Source organism: Escherichia albertii NBRC 107761 = DSM 17582 (genome assembly GCF_000759775.1).
Taxonomy (GTDB): domain Bacteria; phylum Pseudomonadota; class Gammaproteobacteria; order Enterobacterales; family Enterobacteriaceae; genus Escherichia; species Escherichia albertii.
Window position 1 is genome coordinate 59,518 of record NZ_BBMY01000006.1, and the last position, 17,586, is coordinate 77,103.

16 protein-coding genes and 1 pseudogene are annotated in these 17,586 nt (G+C 50.5%); 8 read left to right on the top strand and 9 right to left on the bottom strand.

Annotated elements, in window-relative coordinates:
* Positions 1 to 4: 4 nt before the first annotated feature.
* The 4 genes from lgt to ygdT form a co-directional block, all read right to left on the bottom strand.
* Complete coding sequence (gene lgt / locus EA14781_RS02280; protein ID WP_000204664.1) at positions 5 to 880, bottom strand: prolipoprotein diacylglyceryl transferase; 876 nt, start codon at positions 878 to 880, stop codon at positions 5 to 7.
* Between the two features lie 150 nt (positions 881 to 1,030).
* A complete protein-coding gene (ptsP, locus tag EA14781_RS02285; protein ID WP_000957896.1) occupies positions 1,031 to 3,277 on the bottom strand; it encodes a phosphoenolpyruvate--protein phosphotransferase in 2,247 nt (748 codons plus the stop codon).
* 12 nt (positions 3,278 to 3,289) lie between these two features.
* Positions 3,290 to 3,820 carry an RNA pyrophosphohydrolase gene (gene rppH, locus EA14781_RS02290; RefSeq protein ID WP_000564487.1) on the bottom strand — a complete coding sequence of 177 codons (531 nt, stop codon included), beginning with the start codon at positions 3,818 to 3,820 and terminating at the stop codon, positions 3,290 to 3,292.
* A 352-nt stretch (positions 3,821 to 4,172) separates the two neighbouring features.
* Positions 4,173 to 4,319, bottom strand: a complete 147-nt coding sequence (ygdT, locus tag EA14781_RS25950; RefSeq protein ID WP_000953278.1) for a protein YgdT — start codon at positions 4,317 to 4,319, stop codon at positions 4,173 to 4,175.
* A 185-nt stretch (positions 4,320 to 4,504) separates the two neighbouring features.
* Between ygdT and mutH the strand changes: the two genes are divergently transcribed.
* From mutH to EA14781_RS02315, 4 genes are all read left to right on the top strand, one after another.
* A complete protein-coding gene (gene mutH, locus EA14781_RS02300) occupies positions 4,505 to 5,206 on the top strand; it encodes a DNA mismatch repair endonuclease MutH (RefSeq protein WP_000082179.1) in 702 nt (233 codons plus the stop codon).
* 56 nt (positions 5,207 to 5,262) lie between these two features.
* Entirely contained in the window at positions 5,263 to 5,976 is a 714-nt protein-coding gene (locus tag EA14781_RS02305) for a TerC family protein (RefSeq protein WP_000895639.1), read from the top strand.
* A 137-nt stretch (positions 5,977 to 6,113) separates the two neighbouring features.
* The gene (ygdR, locus tag EA14781_RS02310; RefSeq protein WP_000758661.1) at positions 6,114 to 6,332 is read left to right on the top strand and encodes a lipoprotein YgdR; all 219 of its coding nucleotides are present in this window, start codon (positions 6,114 to 6,116) and stop codon (positions 6,330 to 6,332) included.
* Positions 6,333 to 6,439: 107 nt separating this feature from the next.
* Positions 6,440 to 7,480 carry an NADP(H)-dependent aldo-keto reductase gene (locus tag EA14781_RS02315; protein ID WP_001199327.1) on the top strand — a complete coding sequence of 347 codons (1,041 nt, stop codon included), beginning with the start codon at positions 6,440 to 6,442 and terminating at the stop codon, positions 7,478 to 7,480.
* A 32-nt stretch (positions 7,481 to 7,512) separates the two neighbouring features.
* Here the strand turns inward: EA14781_RS02315 and lplT are convergent, their stop codons facing one another.
* Together lplT and aas are read right to left on the bottom strand one after the other, a co-directional pair.
* On the bottom strand, positions 7,513 to 8,706 hold the full coding sequence (gene lplT / locus EA14781_RS02320) for a lysophospholipid transporter LplT (protein ID WP_000004590.1): 1,194 nt from the start codon (positions 8,704 to 8,706) through the stop codon (positions 7,513 to 7,515).
* A complete protein-coding gene (aas, locus tag EA14781_RS02325) occupies positions 8,699 to 10,858 on the bottom strand; it encodes a bifunctional acyl-ACP--phospholipid O-acyltransferase/long-chain-fatty-acid--ACP ligase (protein WP_000899015.1) in 2,160 nt (719 codons plus the stop codon). The genes lplT and aas overlap by 8 nt, the downstream gene beginning before the upstream one ends.
* A gap of 79 nt (positions 10,859 to 10,937) precedes the next feature.
* Here aas and EA14781_RS24605 point away from each other — a divergent pair, with 79 nt between their 5' ends.
* The gene (locus EA14781_RS24605) at positions 10,938 to 11,315 is read left to right on the top strand and encodes a hypothetical protein (protein WP_148934792.1); all 378 of its coding nucleotides are present in this window, start codon (positions 10,938 to 10,940) and stop codon (positions 11,313 to 11,315) included.
* A gap of 130 nt (positions 11,316 to 11,445) precedes the next feature.
* Positions 11,446 to 12,477, top strand: a complete 1,032-nt coding sequence (galR, locus tag EA14781_RS02330; RefSeq protein ID WP_000201062.1) for an HTH-type transcriptional regulator GalR — start codon at positions 11,446 to 11,448, stop codon at positions 12,475 to 12,477.
* A gap of 6 nt (positions 12,478 to 12,483) precedes the next feature.
* Here galR and lysA read toward each other — a convergent pair whose 3' ends face one another.
* The gene (gene lysA, locus EA14781_RS02335; protein ID WP_001120741.1) at positions 12,484 to 13,746 is read right to left on the bottom strand and encodes a diaminopimelate decarboxylase; all 1,263 of its coding nucleotides are present in this window, start codon (positions 13,744 to 13,746) and stop codon (positions 12,484 to 12,486) included.
* A gap of 121 nt (positions 13,747 to 13,867) precedes the next feature.
* Here lysA and EA14781_RS02340 point away from each other — a divergent pair, with 121 nt between their 5' ends.
* Positions 13,868 to 14,785 carry a LysR family transcriptional regulator gene (locus EA14781_RS02340; RefSeq protein ID WP_002461382.1) on the top strand — a complete coding sequence of 306 codons (918 nt, stop codon included), beginning with the start codon at positions 13,868 to 13,870 and terminating at the stop codon, positions 14,783 to 14,785.
* A gap of 4 nt (positions 14,786 to 14,789) precedes the next feature.
* On the opposite strand, the gene EA14781_RS02345 is transcribed toward EA14781_RS02340, so the two are convergent.
* On the bottom strand, positions 14,790 to 15,482 hold the full coding sequence (locus EA14781_RS02345; RefSeq protein ID WP_000848620.1) for an aspartate/glutamate racemase: 693 nt from the start codon (positions 15,480 to 15,482) through the stop codon (positions 14,790 to 14,792).
* 493 nt (positions 15,483 to 15,975) lie between these two features.
* Entirely contained in the window at positions 15,976 to 17,157 is a 1,182-nt protein-coding gene (locus EA14781_RS02355; protein WP_000656047.1) for an acetyl-CoA C-acetyltransferase, read from the bottom strand.
* 255 nt (positions 17,158 to 17,412) lie between these two features.
* Here EA14781_RS02355 and EA14781_RS24080 point away from each other — a divergent pair.
* Positions 17,413 to 17,586: pseudogene (locus EA14781_RS24080) on the top strand (amino acid permease); the annotation flags it as partial.

Consider the following 17,586-nt stretch of genomic DNA (forward strand, 5'->3'; position numbering starts at 1 on the left):
TTCCTCAGGAAACGTGTTGCTGTGGACTGCGACGATATGCCCAGACCATCATGATCACACCCGCGACAATCATCGGGATAGAAAGAATTTGTCCCATGCTGATGTACTGTACCCAGGCGCCGGTAAACTGCGCGTCAGGCTGGCGGAAGAACTCAACGATGATACGAAACGCGCCATAGCCAATCAGGAACAAGCCAGAAACCGCTCCCATTGGACGCGGTTTGCGAATGTACAGGTTAAGGATGATAAACAGCACCACACCTTCAAGCAGCAGTTCATACAGTTGCGAGGGATGGCGCGGAAGCACGCCGTAAGTATCGAAAATAGATTGCCATTGCGGATGAGTTTGCAGCAAAAGAATATCTTCGGTACGGGAACCAGGAAACAACATCGCGAACGGGAAGTTAGGATCGACGCGGCCCCACAACTCACCGTTAATAAAGTTACCCAGACGCCCGGCGCCAAGGCCAAACGGAATAAGCGGCGCGATAAAATCAGACACCTGGAAGAAAGAGCGTTTGGTGCGGCGAGCAAAGATAATCATCACCACAATCACGCCAATCAGGCCGCCATGGAAAGACATTCCACCGTCCCAGACACGGAACAGATACAACGGATCGTCCATAAACTGTGGGAAGTTGTAGAACAGAACATAACCAATACGTCCACCAAGGAAAACGCCGAGGAAGCCCGCATAAAGTAAGTTTTCAACTTCATTTTTGGTCCAGCCGCTGCCTGGACGATTCGCCCGACGCGTTGCCAGCCACATCGCAAAAATGAAACCCACCAGATACATCAGGCCGTACCAGTGAAGCGCTACGGGGCCTATTGAGAAAATGACCGGATCGAATTCCGGAAAATGCAGATAGCTACTGGTCATCTGTCACCACAAGTTCTTGTTATTTCGCTGAAAGAGAACAGCGATTGAAATGCGCGCCGCAGGTTTCTGGCGCTCCAAAGGTGCGAATAATAGCACAAGGGGACCAAGCTGGTTGCCGGATACCGTTAAAAGATATGTATACGAGCCGCGCTAAAGCCCTCCACGAATTAACCCGCCCATACCACGACGCTCCATAAATGCCGCAACCTGGTGGCGAACTTCGGCTGCCAATTGCGCTTCCAGACTACGCTGGGCAAGATTTTCCGCCTCAGTAAAATCAATGCGTCGCAACAAGTATTTCACGCGTGCGACAGATCGCCCGTTCATGGACAAATGGCGGTAGCCCAGTCCGATGAGGATTGCCACACACATTGGATCGCCCGCCATCTCACCACACAAACGAAGATCAACGCCCTGCGTTTCAGCCTCTCTGGCGATCATCGCCAGTGCCCGCAACATCGCAGGATGCAGGCTGTCATAAATGTTCGCTACACGTGTGTTATTGCGATCGACGGCCAGAATATACTGCGTCAGATCGTTGGTGCCAACTGAGATAAAATCTACCCGTTTCGCCAGTTGCGGCAGCATAAATACCATTGACGGGACTTCAAGCATGATCCCAATGCGTGGTTTAGGAATGGCATAACCGATCATCTCTTCGACTTCACGCCCGGCACGTTCAATCAGGCGTCGCGCTTCGTCAACCTCGTCCAGACTGGTCACCATCGGCAATAAAATACTCAGATTGCCCGTGGCAGCATTAGCACGCAGCATCGCTCGCACCTGGATTAAGAAGATCTCCGGCTGATCGAGTGTAATGCGAATTCCACGCCAGCCAAGACAAGGGTTTTCCTCGCTGATCGGCATATAAGGCAGTTGCTTATCAGCACCGACATCCAGCGTACGCAGGGTTACGGGCTTATCATTGAACATTTGCAACATTCCCTGATACTGCGCCACTTGCTCTTCTTCCGACGGGAAGCCGCTTTGCAGCATAAAGGGGATTTCGGTGCGATAAAGGCCGATACCATCAATACGACTGCCCAGTTTTTCTTCATGTTCCGGGCTTAACCCCGCATTGAGCATAATTTTGATGCGCTCGCCGCTTTTTAACTGCGCGGGTAAATTGACGTCATCTTCCGCCAGACGGCTAAGCTCAACCTCCTCGCTAATCAGCCTCTGATACTCTTGCAGCAGCACCGGCTCCGGGTCGACCAGCAACTCCCCACGATAGCCGTCAACGATCAACGTCCGGCAGTGCAACACCGAAGGTTGAATGTCCGCACCCATCACAGTGGGAATCCCCAGTGCGCGTACCATAATTGCAGCATGAGAGTTAGCAGCACCATCGCGAACGACAACGCCAACTAAGCGATCCTGCGGCAGCTCCGCAAGAGTTGTCGCTGATAGTTCTTCGGCGACCAGGATGAAACGTTCCGGCCAGGCGTTTGCTCCCTGGTTGGTATCATCAAGGTGAAACAGTAAACGCTGGCCCAGCGCACGTAAATCGCCGGCCCGCTCTTTGAGGTAGTTATCGCTTAATGCAGCGAATTGTTCGGCAAATTTTTCAATTACTGTTTTCACCGCCCATTCGGCGATCGAGCCTTTATCAACTTCGGCAAACAGTTCACGACGCAGACGCGTATCGGAAAGCAAGTGCGAGTAGAGATCGAAAATCGCCGCAGTCTCTTTCTGCGCTCCGGCAGCAAAGCGTTTGCTATAGCGACGAAATTCGTTAGCCGCCTCTTCCAGAGCACCGGTCAACCGTTCGCGTTCCAGCGCGGGGTCCAGCGTAGACGCCTGATATACCTGTTCCATGAGCGGCAACGTCGCGTCCTGCCACCCCTCAGCAATAGCAATGCCGGGAGATGCGGGTAATGCACGAATTCTCGTCTGGCGATATTGTCCGAATAACGCAGCTAGCTGCGACTGGGAAAGAATAGCGGCCATTTGGGTGGCGAGCGTAACCAGAAAGGATTCTTCGCTTTCGTCGTACTGGCGCAGCTCACGTTGCTGCACCACCAGCACGCCAAGCAACTGGCGGCGCTGAATAATCGGGACACCTAAAAATGCGCGAAAACGTTCTTCTTTTACGGAGGGAATATATTTGAAACTGGGGTGTTTTTGCGCATCCGCAAGGTTTATTGGTTCCGCCAGCCTGCCAACCAGGCCGACGATCCCTTCATCAAACGCAAGCGTTACAGTGCGACCACGTGGTTTTTTTAATCCCCGGGTCGCCATCAGGTAGTAACAACGTCGGTCGTGATCGGCCAGGTAGACCGAACAGACCTCAGTATCCATCGCAAGACAGATGTCGGTAACCAGAATATTTAACGCCTCATTCAGGCGTGGTGCGCTGGCTACCTTTTCGACTATTTCGCGCAGGCGAGTGAGCATAATTGGCGTGACTTAACCTCTTTTACGTCGATAAGCAGATGCGTTTTGCGGTTTAGGCGTATTTTCCTGCAGCGCCATCACAACACTCGCGAACTCTTTCATTACCCTACGGTAAACATCACGTTTAAATGACACCACCTGTCTGACCGGATACCAGTAACTTACCCACCGCCAGCCGTCAAACTCAGGTGTACTGCTGGTTTGCATATTGATTTCCGCATCGCCGCTCACTAGCTGCAAGAGAAACCACTTTTGTTTTTGGCCGATACAAACCGGCTTCGTGTCCCAACGCACCAAACGTTTCGGTAATTTGTAGCGCAACCAGTTACGCGTTGAAGCAAGGATTCGAACGTCTTTACGGCTTAATCCTACTTCTTCAAACAATTCACGGTACATCGCCTGTTCTGCGGATTCTCCTGGGTTAATCCCGCCTTGTGGAAATTGCCAGGAGTGCTGACCAAATCGCCGGGCCCACATGACCTGCCCCTGACGATTACAAATCACAATACCTACGTTTGGGCGGTAGCCATCGTCATCAATCACCGGACTACCTCAAAATAAAGCTTTATATACGAATGATTGTTTCATACTCCTGGAAGGCGGTAAACCACTCTCTGCAGGGCATTACACACTAATAACAATTGAATAACTCACAGCTAAGCGCTGAGTTATAAACAGAGGTAGGGGGGGATAGCCGTTTTTATTCACCTTTTCTGTGGATAGAGTTGTGAAGAACTACGGAATTACCGCGGGAAAACCCAGAGCATTCTGAATAACCCCGATAAAGACACTTCAAAATATTCATTATATATCAATTCATTATGCGCAATTTTAGTAATAAAACAGACGAATATGTGACCCAAGTCACACCGCTCTTTTACGGGTTGGCGAAAGATCAACCAATGCCGTATTTATCCACAGAATGTGCCACTAAGTTAAGCACCGAACCACTAAAAACTGGAGTTTCGTCGCACGTCAAGGCTGTAAATGGAAACAGTAGTGGAGGTTTTTCACAGTTATCCCAGCTTTCTGTGGATAACATGGTGTAAGATCCTGTTTATTTTCAGTGACCAGATTTGGAAAACCTATTGATGTGTTGCGCAACTGGATTCTCTACTCCCTAAAAAGCAATATAAATCATAGAATTGAACAACACATGTGGAAAAAGTTACACTGCGAATATCCGGTATAGAATAGCTGTTTGTTTTTCAACCAAGGTATCACATCATGTCCCAACCACGCCCGTTGCTCTCTCCCCCCGAAACTGAAGCGCAGTTATTAGCGCAAGCACAGCAACTTTCTGGTTATACATTGGGGGAACTAGCGGCGCTTGCAGGGCTGGTTACGCCGGAGAATTTAAAGCGTGATAAGGGCTGGATCGGCGTACTGCTGGAAATCTGGCTCGGGGCCAGCGCAGGGAGTAAACCTGAACAAGATTTTGCAGCTCTGGGCGTAGAACTTAAAACTATTCCTGTGGATAGCCTTGGTCGCCCACTGGAAACCACCTTCGTATGCGTTGCACCGTTAACCGGCAATAGCGGCGTCACCTGGGAAACCAGCCACGTGCGCCACAAACTAAAACGGGTACTGTGGATACCGGTCGAAGGCGAACGCAGTATCCCGCTGGCACAACGTCGCGTGGGAGCGCCATTGCTGTGGAGCCCAAATGAAGAAGAAGACCGACAGCTACGTGAAGACTGGGAAGAATTGATGGATATGATTGTCCTCGGTCAGGTTGAACGGATTACCGCTCGCCACGGGGAATATTTACAGATACGACCAAAAGCAGCGAACGCGAAAGCCCTGACCGAAGCCATTGGTTCCCGAGGCGAACCGATTCTGACACTGCCGCGCGGCTTTTATCTGAAGAAGAATTTCACCGGCGCGCTGCTGGCGCGTCATTTTCTGATCCAACAGCCATCGCTTTGACCTACTGCATTCCGGGCATATAATTACCGCTTCATTTTTTTGGCAGGGCTTTTTAGATGTTATTTGCATGGATAACCGATCCTAACGCCTGGCTTGCGCTCGGTACGCTGACGCTGCTGGAGATCGTACTTGGGATCGACAATATTATTTTCCTTTCTCTGGTGGTTTCAAAGTTACCCACCGCGCAACGCGGTCACGCACGACGTCTTGGGCTGGCGGGAGCCATGGTCATGCGTCTGGCGCTGCTGGCGTCGATCGCCTGGGTAACGCGATTAACCAATCCGCTTTTTACTATATTCAGTCAGGAAATTTCCGCCCGTGATTTAATTCTGCTGATGGGCGGCCTGTTTCTTATCTGGAAAGCCAGTAAGGAGATCCACGAGTCCATCGAAGGCGAAGAAGAAGGGATGAAAACACGCGTCACCTCGTTCCTCGGCGCTATCGTGCAGATTATGCTGCTGGATATTATTTTCAGCCTCGACTCAGTGATTACTGCCGTAGGTCTATCAGATCATCTGTTCATTATGATGGCGGCGGTAGTGATTGCTGTGGGTGTAATGATGTTCGCCGCACGTTCGATTGGTGATTTTGTCGAGCGCCACCCTTCGGTAAAAATGCTGGCGCTTTCTTTCCTGATTCTGGTGGGCTTCACCTTGATTCTGGAAAGTTTCGATATCCACGTTCCAAAAGGTTACATCTATTTCGCTATGTTCTTCTCGATTGCGGTGGAAAGTCTCAACCTGATTCGCAATAAAAAGAATCCGCTCTGATATTCCGTTCGCTCTCCTGCAGGAGAGCGAACGCCTGCCCCTCATCCCCACAGTTTAAGATTTTCCTGCTTTCAAGATATATAGCGTTGGATTATAAACAGACTATTATCATTGATGGGATTAATGAGGATAACCGGATGAAAAAATGGGCAGTTGTGATTTCCGCAGTCGGACTGGCATTTGCCGTTTCCGGGTGTTCCAGTGATTATGTTATGGCAACCAAAGATGGCCGAATGATCCTGACCGATGGAAAGCCTGAAATTGATGATGACACCGGACTGGTGAGCTATCACGATCAGCAAGGTAACGCTATGCAAATTAATCGTGATGATATTTCGCAAATTATTGAACGTTAACAAATAAGGTCAGCATCTGGCTGGCCTTAAGATTTTTCGCTTTCCCTTTTCCCTTCCCTCTGCCATTTTTATATTCCTTATGTCGTGATTATAAAAAGGAAACGGCTATGCAATATCACCGTATACCCCACAGTTCGCTGGAAGTCAGCACGCTGGGGCTTGGCACGATGACGTTTGGTGAACAGAACAGCGAAGCCGACGCCCACGCACAACTCAACTATGCCGTTGCTCAGGGCATTAACCTTATTGACGTCGCCGAGATGTACCCTGTCCCGCCACGCCCCGAAACTCAGGGGTTAGCCGAAACCTACGTTGGTAACTGGTTAGCAAAACATGGCAGTCGCGAAAAGTTAATTATCGCCTCCAAAGTGAGCGGACCGTCGCGCAATAATGACAAGGGTGTTCGCCCGGATCAGGCTCTGGACCGGAAGAATATCCGCGAAGCTCTGCATGACAGCCTCAAGCGCCTACAGACTGATTACCTCGATCTTTATCAGGTGCACTGGCCGCAGCGCTCAACCAACTGCTTTGGCAAACTTGGCTATAGCTGGACAGATTCTGCCCCTGCGGTTTCTCTGCTCGACACGCTGGATGCATTAGCAGAGTACCAACGGGCGGGGAAAATTCGCTATATCGGCGTATCGAATGAAACCGCATTTGGCGTCATGCGTTACCTGCATCTGGCGGATAAACACGATCTACCGCGCATCGTCACGATTCAAAATCCCTATAGCCTGTTAAACCGCAGCTTCGAAGTAGGGCTGGCGGAAGTCAGCCAGTATGAAGGCGTCGAGCTGCTGGCTTATTCATGCCTTGGTTTTGGTACGCTGACCGGAAAATATCTCAACGGTGCAAAACCCGCTGGCGCACGTAATACGCTCTTTAGCCGCTTCACCCGCTACAGCGGTGAACAAACGCAAAAAGCCGTTGCGGCGTATGTTGATATCGCCAGACGTCATGGCCTGGATCCGGCTCAGATGGCGCTCGCTTTTGTACGCCGTCAACCATTTGTTGCCAGTACCCTGCTGGGTGCGACGACGATGGAACAGTTGAAAACTAACATCGAAAGTTTACACCTGGAATTAAGCGAGGAAGTATTGGCAGAAATTGAAGCTGTACACCAGGTTTATACTTATCCGGCACCTTAAAGATTAACGCCGGTTAAAACCGGCGTTAAATATTAATGACGGCGTTGCCAGATCCACAGCGCCGTTATTGCCAGCGCAAACAGCGCACCGAAACCAATACCGATTGGTACAACCGGAATACCCGCCAATACCGCCAGCGAATAAATCCCCAGCATCAGCAGCATGGCGCTGTTTTCGCCAAGATTTTGTACTGCAATCGCATTCCCCGCCCCGACGCTTTTTTTTCCCCGCTCTTGTAATAATGCATTGAGCGGAACAACAAAAAAGCCGCCCAAAACACCAATCAGCATCAGCAAGGCATAGGCTGGCAGCAGTTCATGTTGCAGAGAGAAAAACAGTACCACCACGCCAATTAAAATCCCGGCAGGCATACAGCGCGAAACGGTTTCCAGCGTAACCAGTTTTGCCGCCGCGCCTGCACCGACCACAATACCTATCGCGACCATCGCATTGAGATAAGTCGGCGTGGCGTTATCGGTTATGCCCAGCGCCACCGGCACCCACAGCACCAGCAGGAAACGCAACGTAACGCCCGCCCCCCAGAACAAACTGGTGCCTACCAGCGAAAAACGCGTTTCACCGTTGCGCCACAGCGAGGCGCTGGCATACAGAAAACTACGAGTCATGTTAATGAGATTCCACGACTGACCCGGACGCGCCGCCGCCAGTTTTGGAATATAGATATTGGCAACGACCGCTCCACCATAAGCCAGCGCACATGCCGCCAGAGCGACCAGAACATGCCAGTCAGCCAGCACACCACCGGCGACAGAACCGAGCAAAATCGCCGCAATAGTAGACGCCTCCATTAAACCGTTAGCTTTCACTAACTTACTGCCGGTGGTTAATTCGCCGAGAATACCGTATTTCGCCGGTGAATAAGCCGCCGCACCAACGCCCACCAGCGTATAACCGAGAAAGGGATTGATGCCAAAACAGATACTGGCGGCGCCAAGCAATTTAAGGCCGTTGGCAAACATCATTACCCGGCCTTTAGCAAAGCTATCGGCAATCTGGCCAACAAATGGCGCAAAAAGAATGTAAGCACCCACAAACACCATTTGCAGAATGGGCTGACTCCATTCCGGGTAGAACTGCGCTTTCAGTAATGCCAGCGTGGCAAACAACAACGCGTTATCGCCAAACGCAGAGAGAAACTGCGCCGCAATAACCGCTTTCATCCCTTTCGACCATAGCGAAGTGTTAGTGTGTACTGACTCACTCATCGTGTTGTTCCGCTTCGTCTACCCAGCTTTTCAACGTGACAAAGTCAGGTTTGCCGCTGCCCAATAATGGCATCTGTTTCAGATAGCGAATGTCACGCGGTACGGCAAGCTCCGGCACGCCATGCTTACGGGCATACTGTTGCAGCTTATCGCGCGTTAGTTCGCTATCAGTGGTGAACAGTACCAACGCCTCGCCCTTGCTGATATCGCTCTTAATCGCCGTAGCATGCACTTTATCCGGCGAAACACTAAGCGCCAGTTGTTCCACCATTTCCAGCGATACCATTTCGCCTGCAATTTTGGCAAAGCGTTTCGCGCGGCCCTGAATCTGCACAAAGCCCTGTTCATCGAAGCGCACGATATCACCGGTGTCATACCAGCCGCGCTCCATTTCGCCGCGAACATTCTCGGCAGTAGGCACTTCCAGTACACCTGGCTTCTCTACCCGCAGGTAGCCGTTCATAATGTTCGGCCCTTTCAGTTGCAGGCGACCGCCCTCTTCAATGCCAGGAACCGCCAGCAGACGCGCATCCATCCCCGGCAAAATACGTCCAACAGTGCCCGGCCTCGCCGCCATTGGCACATTAATGGACACCACTGGCGCACATTCAGTCACGCCGTAGCCTTCAAGGATGCGCAGGCCAAATTTATCCTGCCAAAGCTGTTTAGTGCTTTCTTGCAGTTTTTCAGCACCCGCCACTACATAGCGTAGGCGATAGAAGTCATAAGGATTGGCAAAGCGCGCGTAGTGACCGAGGAATGTCGAGGTGCCAAAAAGCACGGTGCAACTGCGGTCATATACCAGTTCCGGTACAATGCGGTAATGCAGCGGACTGGGGTAAAGAAACACTTCTGCGCCAGTCAACAGCGGCGTAAACAGTCCCACCGTCAGCCCAAAAGAGTGGAACAGCGGTAACGCCGACATAAAGCGGTCATGAGTGGTGAAATCGGCGATGGTTTTAATCTGCTCAACGTTCGCCAGAATACTTTTATGGCTATGGACGACGCCTTTCGGATGGCCTTCTGAACCTGAAGTAAAGAGGATCAATGCCTCTTCTTCCGGCTGCTGTTTTACCTGTGCCAGACGCGGCATCAACAGATGTGCGAAGATCCACACTTTGTCAGCCGTAGTGACATCCGCTTTTAAATCTTCCAGATAGACCCAACGCACCTGAGTGAGTTGTTCCGGCAGATGCCAGAATTTGCCTTTGTCGAGGAACTGGCGGGAAGTGAAGATAGTTTTGATTTCAGCGGCAGTAATTGCGCTGCTCAGCCCTTTTACCCCGGCAGTGTAGTTCATCATTGCCGGAATACGGCGACGGGCGATGGCCCCAAAAATCACTGCCGCACTAATGCCCGCATTGGGCAGCATTAAACCGATTCTTTCCCCTTCAACGCTATATTTTTCGAGGATGCGACCAACAAACAATGTTTTAGTGAGCAATTTGCGATAGGTATCTGGGGTAAAGTTGACATCTTCAACACACTTTTTCCCGGCGCCGAAACGATACATCGCCCCCAACAAGGATTCATACAGTGTTTCACGTGGACGCACCGCCATGCGTGCTTCCATCATGATTTGGTGCAGCATTTCTCCCGCGATTTTACGGCGGTCACGGGCACGTGGCGCATCCGGCATCGGCACCCGGGTTGGCGGCAAAATATGCAGATGAATCCGTGGAAATAAGCGTCGTTTAACCAGACCTTTCAGGCGACTGAAGTGAGTAAGCTCCGCCCCTTCAATACGCACAGGAATGACCGTCGCGCCTGACTTCGCCGCGATAAAACCCGCGCCATCATAGATTTTCATCAGCGAGCCGGTGGTGGTGATTCGCCCTTCCGGGAATATCACCACTGGACGCCCCTGCTCAACCAGGCGCACCAGATGCTTAATCGCCATGGGTTGCGTCGGGTCGAGAGGAACAAAGTCGATAAATGACTTCAGCCAACGCATATACCACTGCTGACTAATAGAAGTGTAAACGGCAAATACCGGGCGTACGGGTAAAAACAGCGCCAACAAAACGCCGTCAATAAAAGAGACGTGATTAGGCGTGATGAGAACTCGCTCGTCTTTCAATGCCTCAGTGTCTCCGGTAACGCGAACACGGTACAAAACACGACACAAATTACGGAAAAAGCTAAAAAGCATTCCAACTCCCTTTGCTCATTATTCAGTAAAAGCGAATGGGGGGAGATTACACGAGAAGGGGAACGGGAGCGACAGTAAATTGGGTGCGAAAAAAAACCTGCGCATCCGCGCAGGTTGGTGCAAGAGACAGGGTACGAAGAGCGTACCGAATAATCTCACCAATCAATACCTCTGGGATCTTGATTGTGGTCTGCGCGAAGACTCTTCGCCAGCAAGAAAACGCAAAGGAATTAAGGGAAATGCAACCAGGTGTGTAAATTATCGGTTACTGTTACAGATTGATGACAAGCAAAAAAAAACCTGCGCATCTGCGCAGGCTGGTGTAATTCATGTGCTCAACCCGAAGTTGACTTCACCTATCAATACCTCTGGGACCACCACTTTAACAATCCATAGCCAAACGCCACTAGCGGTCAATCGCAACAGCGTTTCGCAAAGTGTAACCAAAGGTTTGTAATCTCTTTTTTTGTCTTATTTATTCTCGTTTCACGCACACTTCCCATTCAGAAAGTACCACGCCCCTTGAACCGACAGGCGTTTTCCGTAACACTGGCAGAATGTAAGCGTTTACCCACAAAGGTATTTTCATGGCGACCATAAAGGATGTAGCCCGACTGGCAGGCGTTTCAGTCGCCACCGTTTCCCGTGTCATTAATAACTCTCCAAAAGCCAGCGAAGCTTCTCGTCTGGCTGTGCATAGTGCGATGGAATCTCTAAGCTATCACCCGAACGCTAACGCGCGTGCGCTGGCGCAACAGACCACCGAAACAGTTGGCCTGGTCGTTGGTGATGTTTCCGATCCGTTTTTTGGTGCGATGGTGAAAGCGGTCGAACAGGTGGCTTACCATACTGGTAATTTCTTATTAATTGGCAACGGTTATCACAATGAACAAAAAGAGCGTCAGGCCATTGAACAATTGATCCGCCACCGCTGTGCCGCGCTGGTCGTCCATGCCAAAATGATCCCGGATGCCGATTTAGCCTCATTGATGAAACAAATGCCTGGCATGGTATTGATCAACCGCATCCTCCCCGGCTTTGAAAATCGCTGTATTGCGCTGGACGATCGTTACGGCGCCTGGCTGGCAACTCGCCACTTAATTCAACAAGGCCATACACGCATTGGTTATATCTGCTCTAACCACTCTATTTCTGACGCCGAAGATCGCCTGCAGGGGTATTACGATGCTCTTGCCGAAAGCGGTATTCCGGCCAATGACCGGCTGGTGACTTTTGGCGAACCAGACGAAAGCGGTGGCGAACAGGCAATGACCGAGCTTTTGGGACGAGGCAGAAATTTCACTGCAGTAGCCTGTTATAACGATTCAATGGCGGCGGGGGCGATGGGCGTGCTCAATGACAATGGGATTGACGTACCGGGTGAGATTTCGTTGATTGGTTTTGACGATGTGCTGGTGTCACGTTATGTACGCCCACGTTTGACCACCGTACGCTACCCAATAGTGACGATGGCGACTCAGGCTGCCGAACTGGCATTGGCGCTGGCGGATAATCGCCCTCTCCCGGAAATCACCAACGTTTTTAGTCCGACGCTGGTGCGTCGTCATTCAGTTTCAACGCCGCCGCTGGATACAATCCATCATGCATCCAGCGACTAACTACGATTAAAGCAGCTCAAGCGCCAGTAATTCACTAATGGTCTGGCGGCGGCGAATCAACCTCGCCTGACCGTTATCAAACAGAACTTCCGGCAGCAGCGGGCGGCTATTGTAGTTCGATGACATTGACGCACCGTACGCGCCAGTATCATGCAAAACCAAATAATCGCCAGCTTTTACCTCCGGCAAAGCGCGAGTTTCGACTTTGCCCCCTTCCTGCTGGGTAAAGACATCACCCGATTCACATAATGGCCCGGCAACCACAGTTTCCACCGTTGGCGCATATTCAAGAGAGCGACCATCTGCCGCCAGCGCACTAATGTGATGATAGCTGCCGTACATTGCCGGACGCATCAGATCGTTAAATCCCGCATCAACCAGAACAAAGCGGCGACTGCCCATTTGTTTGACGCTCCGTACCTGGGTTATCAGTACGCCAGACTGCGCCACCAGAAACCGACCTGGTTCAATTTCCAGTTTCACATGGTGTCCCAAATGGCGGGCGATCTGCTCACGCGCCGCGTTCCACAGGCCATAATAATGTTTGGTATCGACCGCCTCTTCTCCCTGTTGATAAGGAATGGATAGCCCACCGCCAGCAGAAATAGCCTGTAAATCCTGACCAAATTCGATGACCTGCCGCACCATCGCGCCACACACCTGTTCCAGATGCGCATAATCGACGCCGGAACCGATGTGCATATGAATGCCGACCAGTTGCAGATGATGGCGTTGTATCACTTCCAGAGCGGCCGGAAGATCGGTATACCAGATACCGTGCTTACTGTTTTCGCCACCGGTATTGGTTTTTTGGCTATGGCCGTGACCAAATCCCGGATTAACGCGCAACCACACACGATGCCCTGGCGACACTTGTCCAAGTTGGTCAAGCATATCAATAGAGCCAGCATTCACCGGAATTTGCAGTTCGCTAACGCGCTCGAGCGTCGCCTGATCAATAACATCGGCGGTAAACACAATGTCGTCAGGATGCGTTTGTGGGTTATATCCTGCCGCCAGGGCGCGCTCGATTTCCCCTAACGAAACAGAATCCACCTTCACGCCCTGTTCACGCATTAAGCGCAAAATATGAATATTGGAACAGGCTTTCTGAGCGAAGCGCACCACATCAAACTGTTTCAGAACGGCAATCTGTCGACGAATAATTTGTGCATCATAGACCCACACCGGGCAGCCGAATTCTGCGGGTAAGCGCAACAGATTTTCAGCAGTGAGATCGGTATCAGTACTGAACAGTGAATGTGGCATAGCAAACTCCAAATAAATGCTTTTTTATGATTACGCCACATCATAAAAAGAATAAAAAATATCGTTTTATGTTGAGTCTATGCAAAAATGATATGGAATATCGGATAGCGGGAGAATGCAGATGGCCGCCGTTAACTTACGTCATATTGAAATTTTTCATGCAGTTATGACAGCAGGAAACCTGACTGAAGCGGCACAGCTACTGCACACCTCACAGCCAACCGTCAGCCGTGAGCTGGCGCGTTTTGAAAAAGTCATCGGGCTGAAATTGTTTGAGCGCGTACGTGGAAGATTGCATCCCACAGTGCAAGGATTACGCCTGTTTGAAGAGGTACAGCGCTCATGGTACGGACTGGATCGCATTGTCAGTGCTGCGGAAAGCCTGCGCGAGTTTCGGCAGGGCGAGCTTTCTATTGCCTGCCTGCCAGTATTTTCACAGTCTTTTTTACCTCCGCTGCTGCAACCGTTTCTGGCTCGCTATCCTGAAGTCAGCTTAAATATCGTGCCGCAAGAATCACCGTTACTTGAAGAGTGGCTTTCAGCCCAACGCCATGATTTAGGACTCACTGAGACGCTACACACGCCTGCGGGAACAGAACGTACCGAATTACTGTCATTAGATGAAGTGTGTGTTTTACCGGCGTGTCATCCGCTGGCGGCAAAAGAAGTATTAACACCGGAAGATTTCCACGGTGAGAACTACATCAGCCTTTCCCGTAGCGACAGCTATCGCCAGTTGCTGGATCAGCTCTTTAATGAACATCAGGTTAAACGGCGAATGATAGTGGAAACCCACAGCGCCGCGTCAATCTGCGCAATGGTTCGCGCAGGTGCTGGCGTTTCCGTGGTTAATCCACTCACTGCTCTGGATTATGCGGCAAGTGGGTTAGTCGTGCGGCGATTCAGTATTGCAGTTCCCTTCACCGTAAGTCTGATTCGCCCCCTGCATCGTCCGTCATCAGCACTGGTTCAGACATTTAGTGAGCACTTACAAACAGGTTTGCCAAAACTGGTTGCCTCGCTTGAGGCTATTTTATAGAGCATTACGACAGCATAAAGGACACAGCATCTTCGGCATGGATTGCCGTCGTATCGAACACAGGCAGAACACTGCGCTCTTCCGGCAGCAGTAAACCTATTTCAGTACAGCCAAAAATAACGCCCTGCGCTCCCTGTTCTGCGAGGCGAGCAATCACTTGCGCATAATAAGCGCGTGATGCTTCGGTGAATTGCCCGAGGCACAGTTCTTCAAAAATGATCTGATTAATTTTCTCCCGTTCATCCGCAGCCGGCACCAGGCAGTTAATAGAAAATTGCTCCGCCAGCCGTCCGCGATAAAAATCCTGTTCCATGGTGTAGCGCGTTCCCAACAGCGCCACGCGTGTCATTCCGGCCCGACGAATCGCTCGCCCGGTGGCATCCGCTATATGTAAGAAAGGAAGCGAGCAACGAGATTCAATCGTCTTAGCCACTTTATGCATCGTATTAGTACATAACACGATACCTTCTGCCCCCGCACGCTGTAGGCCAAGCGCCGCCCCGGCCAGAATATCGCCTGTTTTATCCCATTCCCCGCGCCGTTGACACTCTTCTATTTCATAAAAATCAACGCTATGCAGTAACACTTGCACAGAATGAAGCCCACCAAGCCGCTGCTTAATTTCCTCGTTTATCAAACGATAGTAAGGGATTGTGGATTCCCAGCTCATGCCGCCCAGTAAACCAATTGTTTTCATTCCTTTCTCCTGACATATGAGTTAATGCAGCAAGGCAAAATAAGGAACGTAACAACCACCTTAACGGCCTCGAATCCGATCTCTATTAACGGAAAAAAGGTCGGATGTACAGCATATCCGGCCTGCAAAATCAGACGCCGATATTTCTCAACTTCTCTCCCGCCATTTTGAAAATACGCGGCGCATATCACGTCGAAGTCGCGGTGTTAAAGCTGATTTCCGTATTGATAGTAACCATTTTTTCCTGCCAGCACAGAGTAAGAACACAGGTAAAAAAATACGTGATTAATACAGGTGTCAGGCCGGAAATAGCATAGATATGGATTATTTTATAGCTACAGTATGGACTATGCTGATTCGAAAAAATCAAAAACCCCGCCAGTTTTTGAGTGGCAGGGCTGTAATAATAAATCGAGGAGATTAACGAGCCAGCCATTATCATAAAATGAATTAATGACAGCAGACGTTTAACAGACGGGAAAGAAATACAGAGCTATTCATCGCGTTCTATCGTTAATGCCACCCCCTGACCACCGCCAATGCAGAGTGTAGCCAACCCTTTGCGTGCATTGCGTTTCACCATTTCATGAACCAGAGAAACCAGAATACGGCAGCCAGAAGCGCCAATTGGATGACCGAGAGCAATGGCGCCACCATTGACATTAACCCGGCGCTCATCCCACTCGAGCATTTTACCGACGGAAAGCGCCTGCGCGGCAAAAGCTTCGTTAGCTTCAATAAGATCGACATCGGCCAGTTGCCAACCCGCACGTTCCAGACAACGACGAGTCGCATATACGGGGGCAATGCCCATCAGTGCGGGGTCCACGCCGACACTGGCAAATGCGCGAATACGAGCCAGCACAGGTAAATTCAACGTTCGCGCTTTGACTTCGCTCATCATCATAACGGCTGCTGCGCCATCGTTGATGGATGATGCATTTCCTGCAGTAACAGAACCGTGACTATCAAATGACGGATCTAAGCAGGCTAATCCTTCTACACTGGCGTCAGCACGAGGCTGTTCATCGGTATCAACAACCCGTATCTGCCCATTGTTTTGCGTTCTGACCGGGACTATCTCATCCTTAAATCGTCCGGCATCAATAGCCGCCCGCGCTTTTTGTTGTGAACTAAGGGCATAAGCGTCTTGCAACTGACGACTGATACCATACTCGCGGGCCAGATTCTCAGCAGTAACGCCAATATGATAATCATTGAATGCGTCCCACAGACCATCATGAACAAGACTATCAACCAGTTGGCTATCACCAAGGTGTGCGCCGGTTCGACTATCAGTCAGGACATGTGGCGCGCGGCTCATATTTTCCTGGCCACCGGCAATAACAATATCAGCCTCGCCACACTGAATCGCCTGAGTGGCGAGATGCAGTGCTTTTAGCCCGGAACCACAAACATCATTAATAGTAATTGCCGAGACACTGTTAGGAAGGCCACCTTTAATAGCCGACTGTCGTGCCGGATTTTGCCCTGCCCCGGCGGTCAGGACCTGCCCGAGAATCACTTCATCCACCGCATGTGCAGCAACACAGGTGCGTTCTAATAACGCTTTCACAACCAGGCTGCCAAGCTCCACAGCGGAATGACCCGCCAACGCTCCGCGAAAGCAACCAATAGGTGTTCGTAACGCCCCGACAATCACAACATCTTTCATCACAACCTCGCACGAATTAACCGTGCAATAGTAAATGATTGTTAAAAATAGTTATGATAATTGTTTGGTAAAAGTGATTTTTATCACAAAGGAGATACGCTGAAATGAGGGGGGAGATAGCCAACTGGCACGCAAGGTTTGCATCTACTAACATACGAATGCATGGGTTGATATGGCGTTAATCTCCCATGTTTCACCTGGTTTATGGTAAATTGCCCTCCATTTTATTTAATTTGTAGATGATACGTTCAAATAATGTCTAAGATTTGGTCAAAAGAAGAAACTCTCTGGAGCTTCGCGCTCTACGGCACTGCCGTTGGCGCAGGAACGCTCTTTCTCCCTATTCAGTTAGGTTCAGCAGGAGCCGTAGTCCTGTTTATTACTGCACTGGTCGCCTGGCCCTTAACATATTGGCCACATAAGGCCTTG

Bases quoted from the DNA above. Each gene is read 5' to 3' on its own strand.
- ygdT (WP_000953278.1), bottom strand. From the start codon at position 4,319: ATGTTATCCACAGAAAGCTGGGATAACTGTGAAAAACCTCCACTACTG.
- EA14781_RS02355 (WP_000656047.1), bottom strand. From the start codon at position 17,157: ATGAAAGATGTTGTGATTGTCGGGGCGTTACGAACACCTATTGGTTGC.
- mutH (WP_000082179.1), top strand. From the start codon at position 4,505: ATGTCCCAACCACGCCCGTTGCTCTCTCCCCCCGAAACTGAAGCGCAG.
- EA14781_RS02345 (WP_000848620.1), bottom strand. From the start codon at position 15,482: ATGAAAACAATTGGTTTACTGGGCGGCATGAGCTGGGAATCCACAATC.
- EA14781_RS02305 (WP_000895639.1), top strand. From the start codon at position 5,263: ATGTTATTTGCATGGATAACCGATCCTAACGCCTGGCTTGCGCTCGGT.
- galR (WP_000201062.1), top strand. From the start codon at position 11,446: ATGGCGACCATAAAGGATGTAGCCCGACTGGCAGGCGTTTCAGTCGCC.
- aas (WP_000899015.1), bottom strand. From the start codon at position 10,858: ATGCTTTTTAGCTTTTTCCGTAATTTGTGTCGTGTTTTGTACCGTGTT.
- ygdR (WP_000758661.1), top strand. From the start codon at position 6,114: ATGAAAAAATGGGCAGTTGTGATTTCCGCAGTCGGACTGGCATTTGCC.
- lysA (WP_001120741.1), bottom strand. From the start codon at position 13,746: ATGCCACATTCACTGTTCAGTACTGATACCGATCTCACTGCTGAAAAT.
- lplT (WP_000004590.1), bottom strand. From the start codon at position 8,706: ATGAGTGAGTCAGTACACACTAACACTTCGCTATGGTCGAAAGGGATG.
- EA14781_RS02315 (WP_001199327.1), top strand. From the start codon at position 6,440: ATGCAATATCACCGTATACCCCACAGTTCGCTGGAAGTCAGCACGCTG.
- lgt (WP_000204664.1), bottom strand. From the start codon at position 880: ATGACCAGTAGCTATCTGCATTTTCCGGAATTCGATCCGGTCATTTTC.
- ptsP (WP_000957896.1), bottom strand. From the start codon at position 3,277: ATGCTCACTCGCCTGCGCGAAATAGTCGAAAAGGTAGCCAGCGCACCA.
- EA14781_RS02340 (WP_002461382.1), top strand. From the start codon at position 13,868: ATGGCCGCCGTTAACTTACGTCATATTGAAATTTTTCATGCAGTTATG.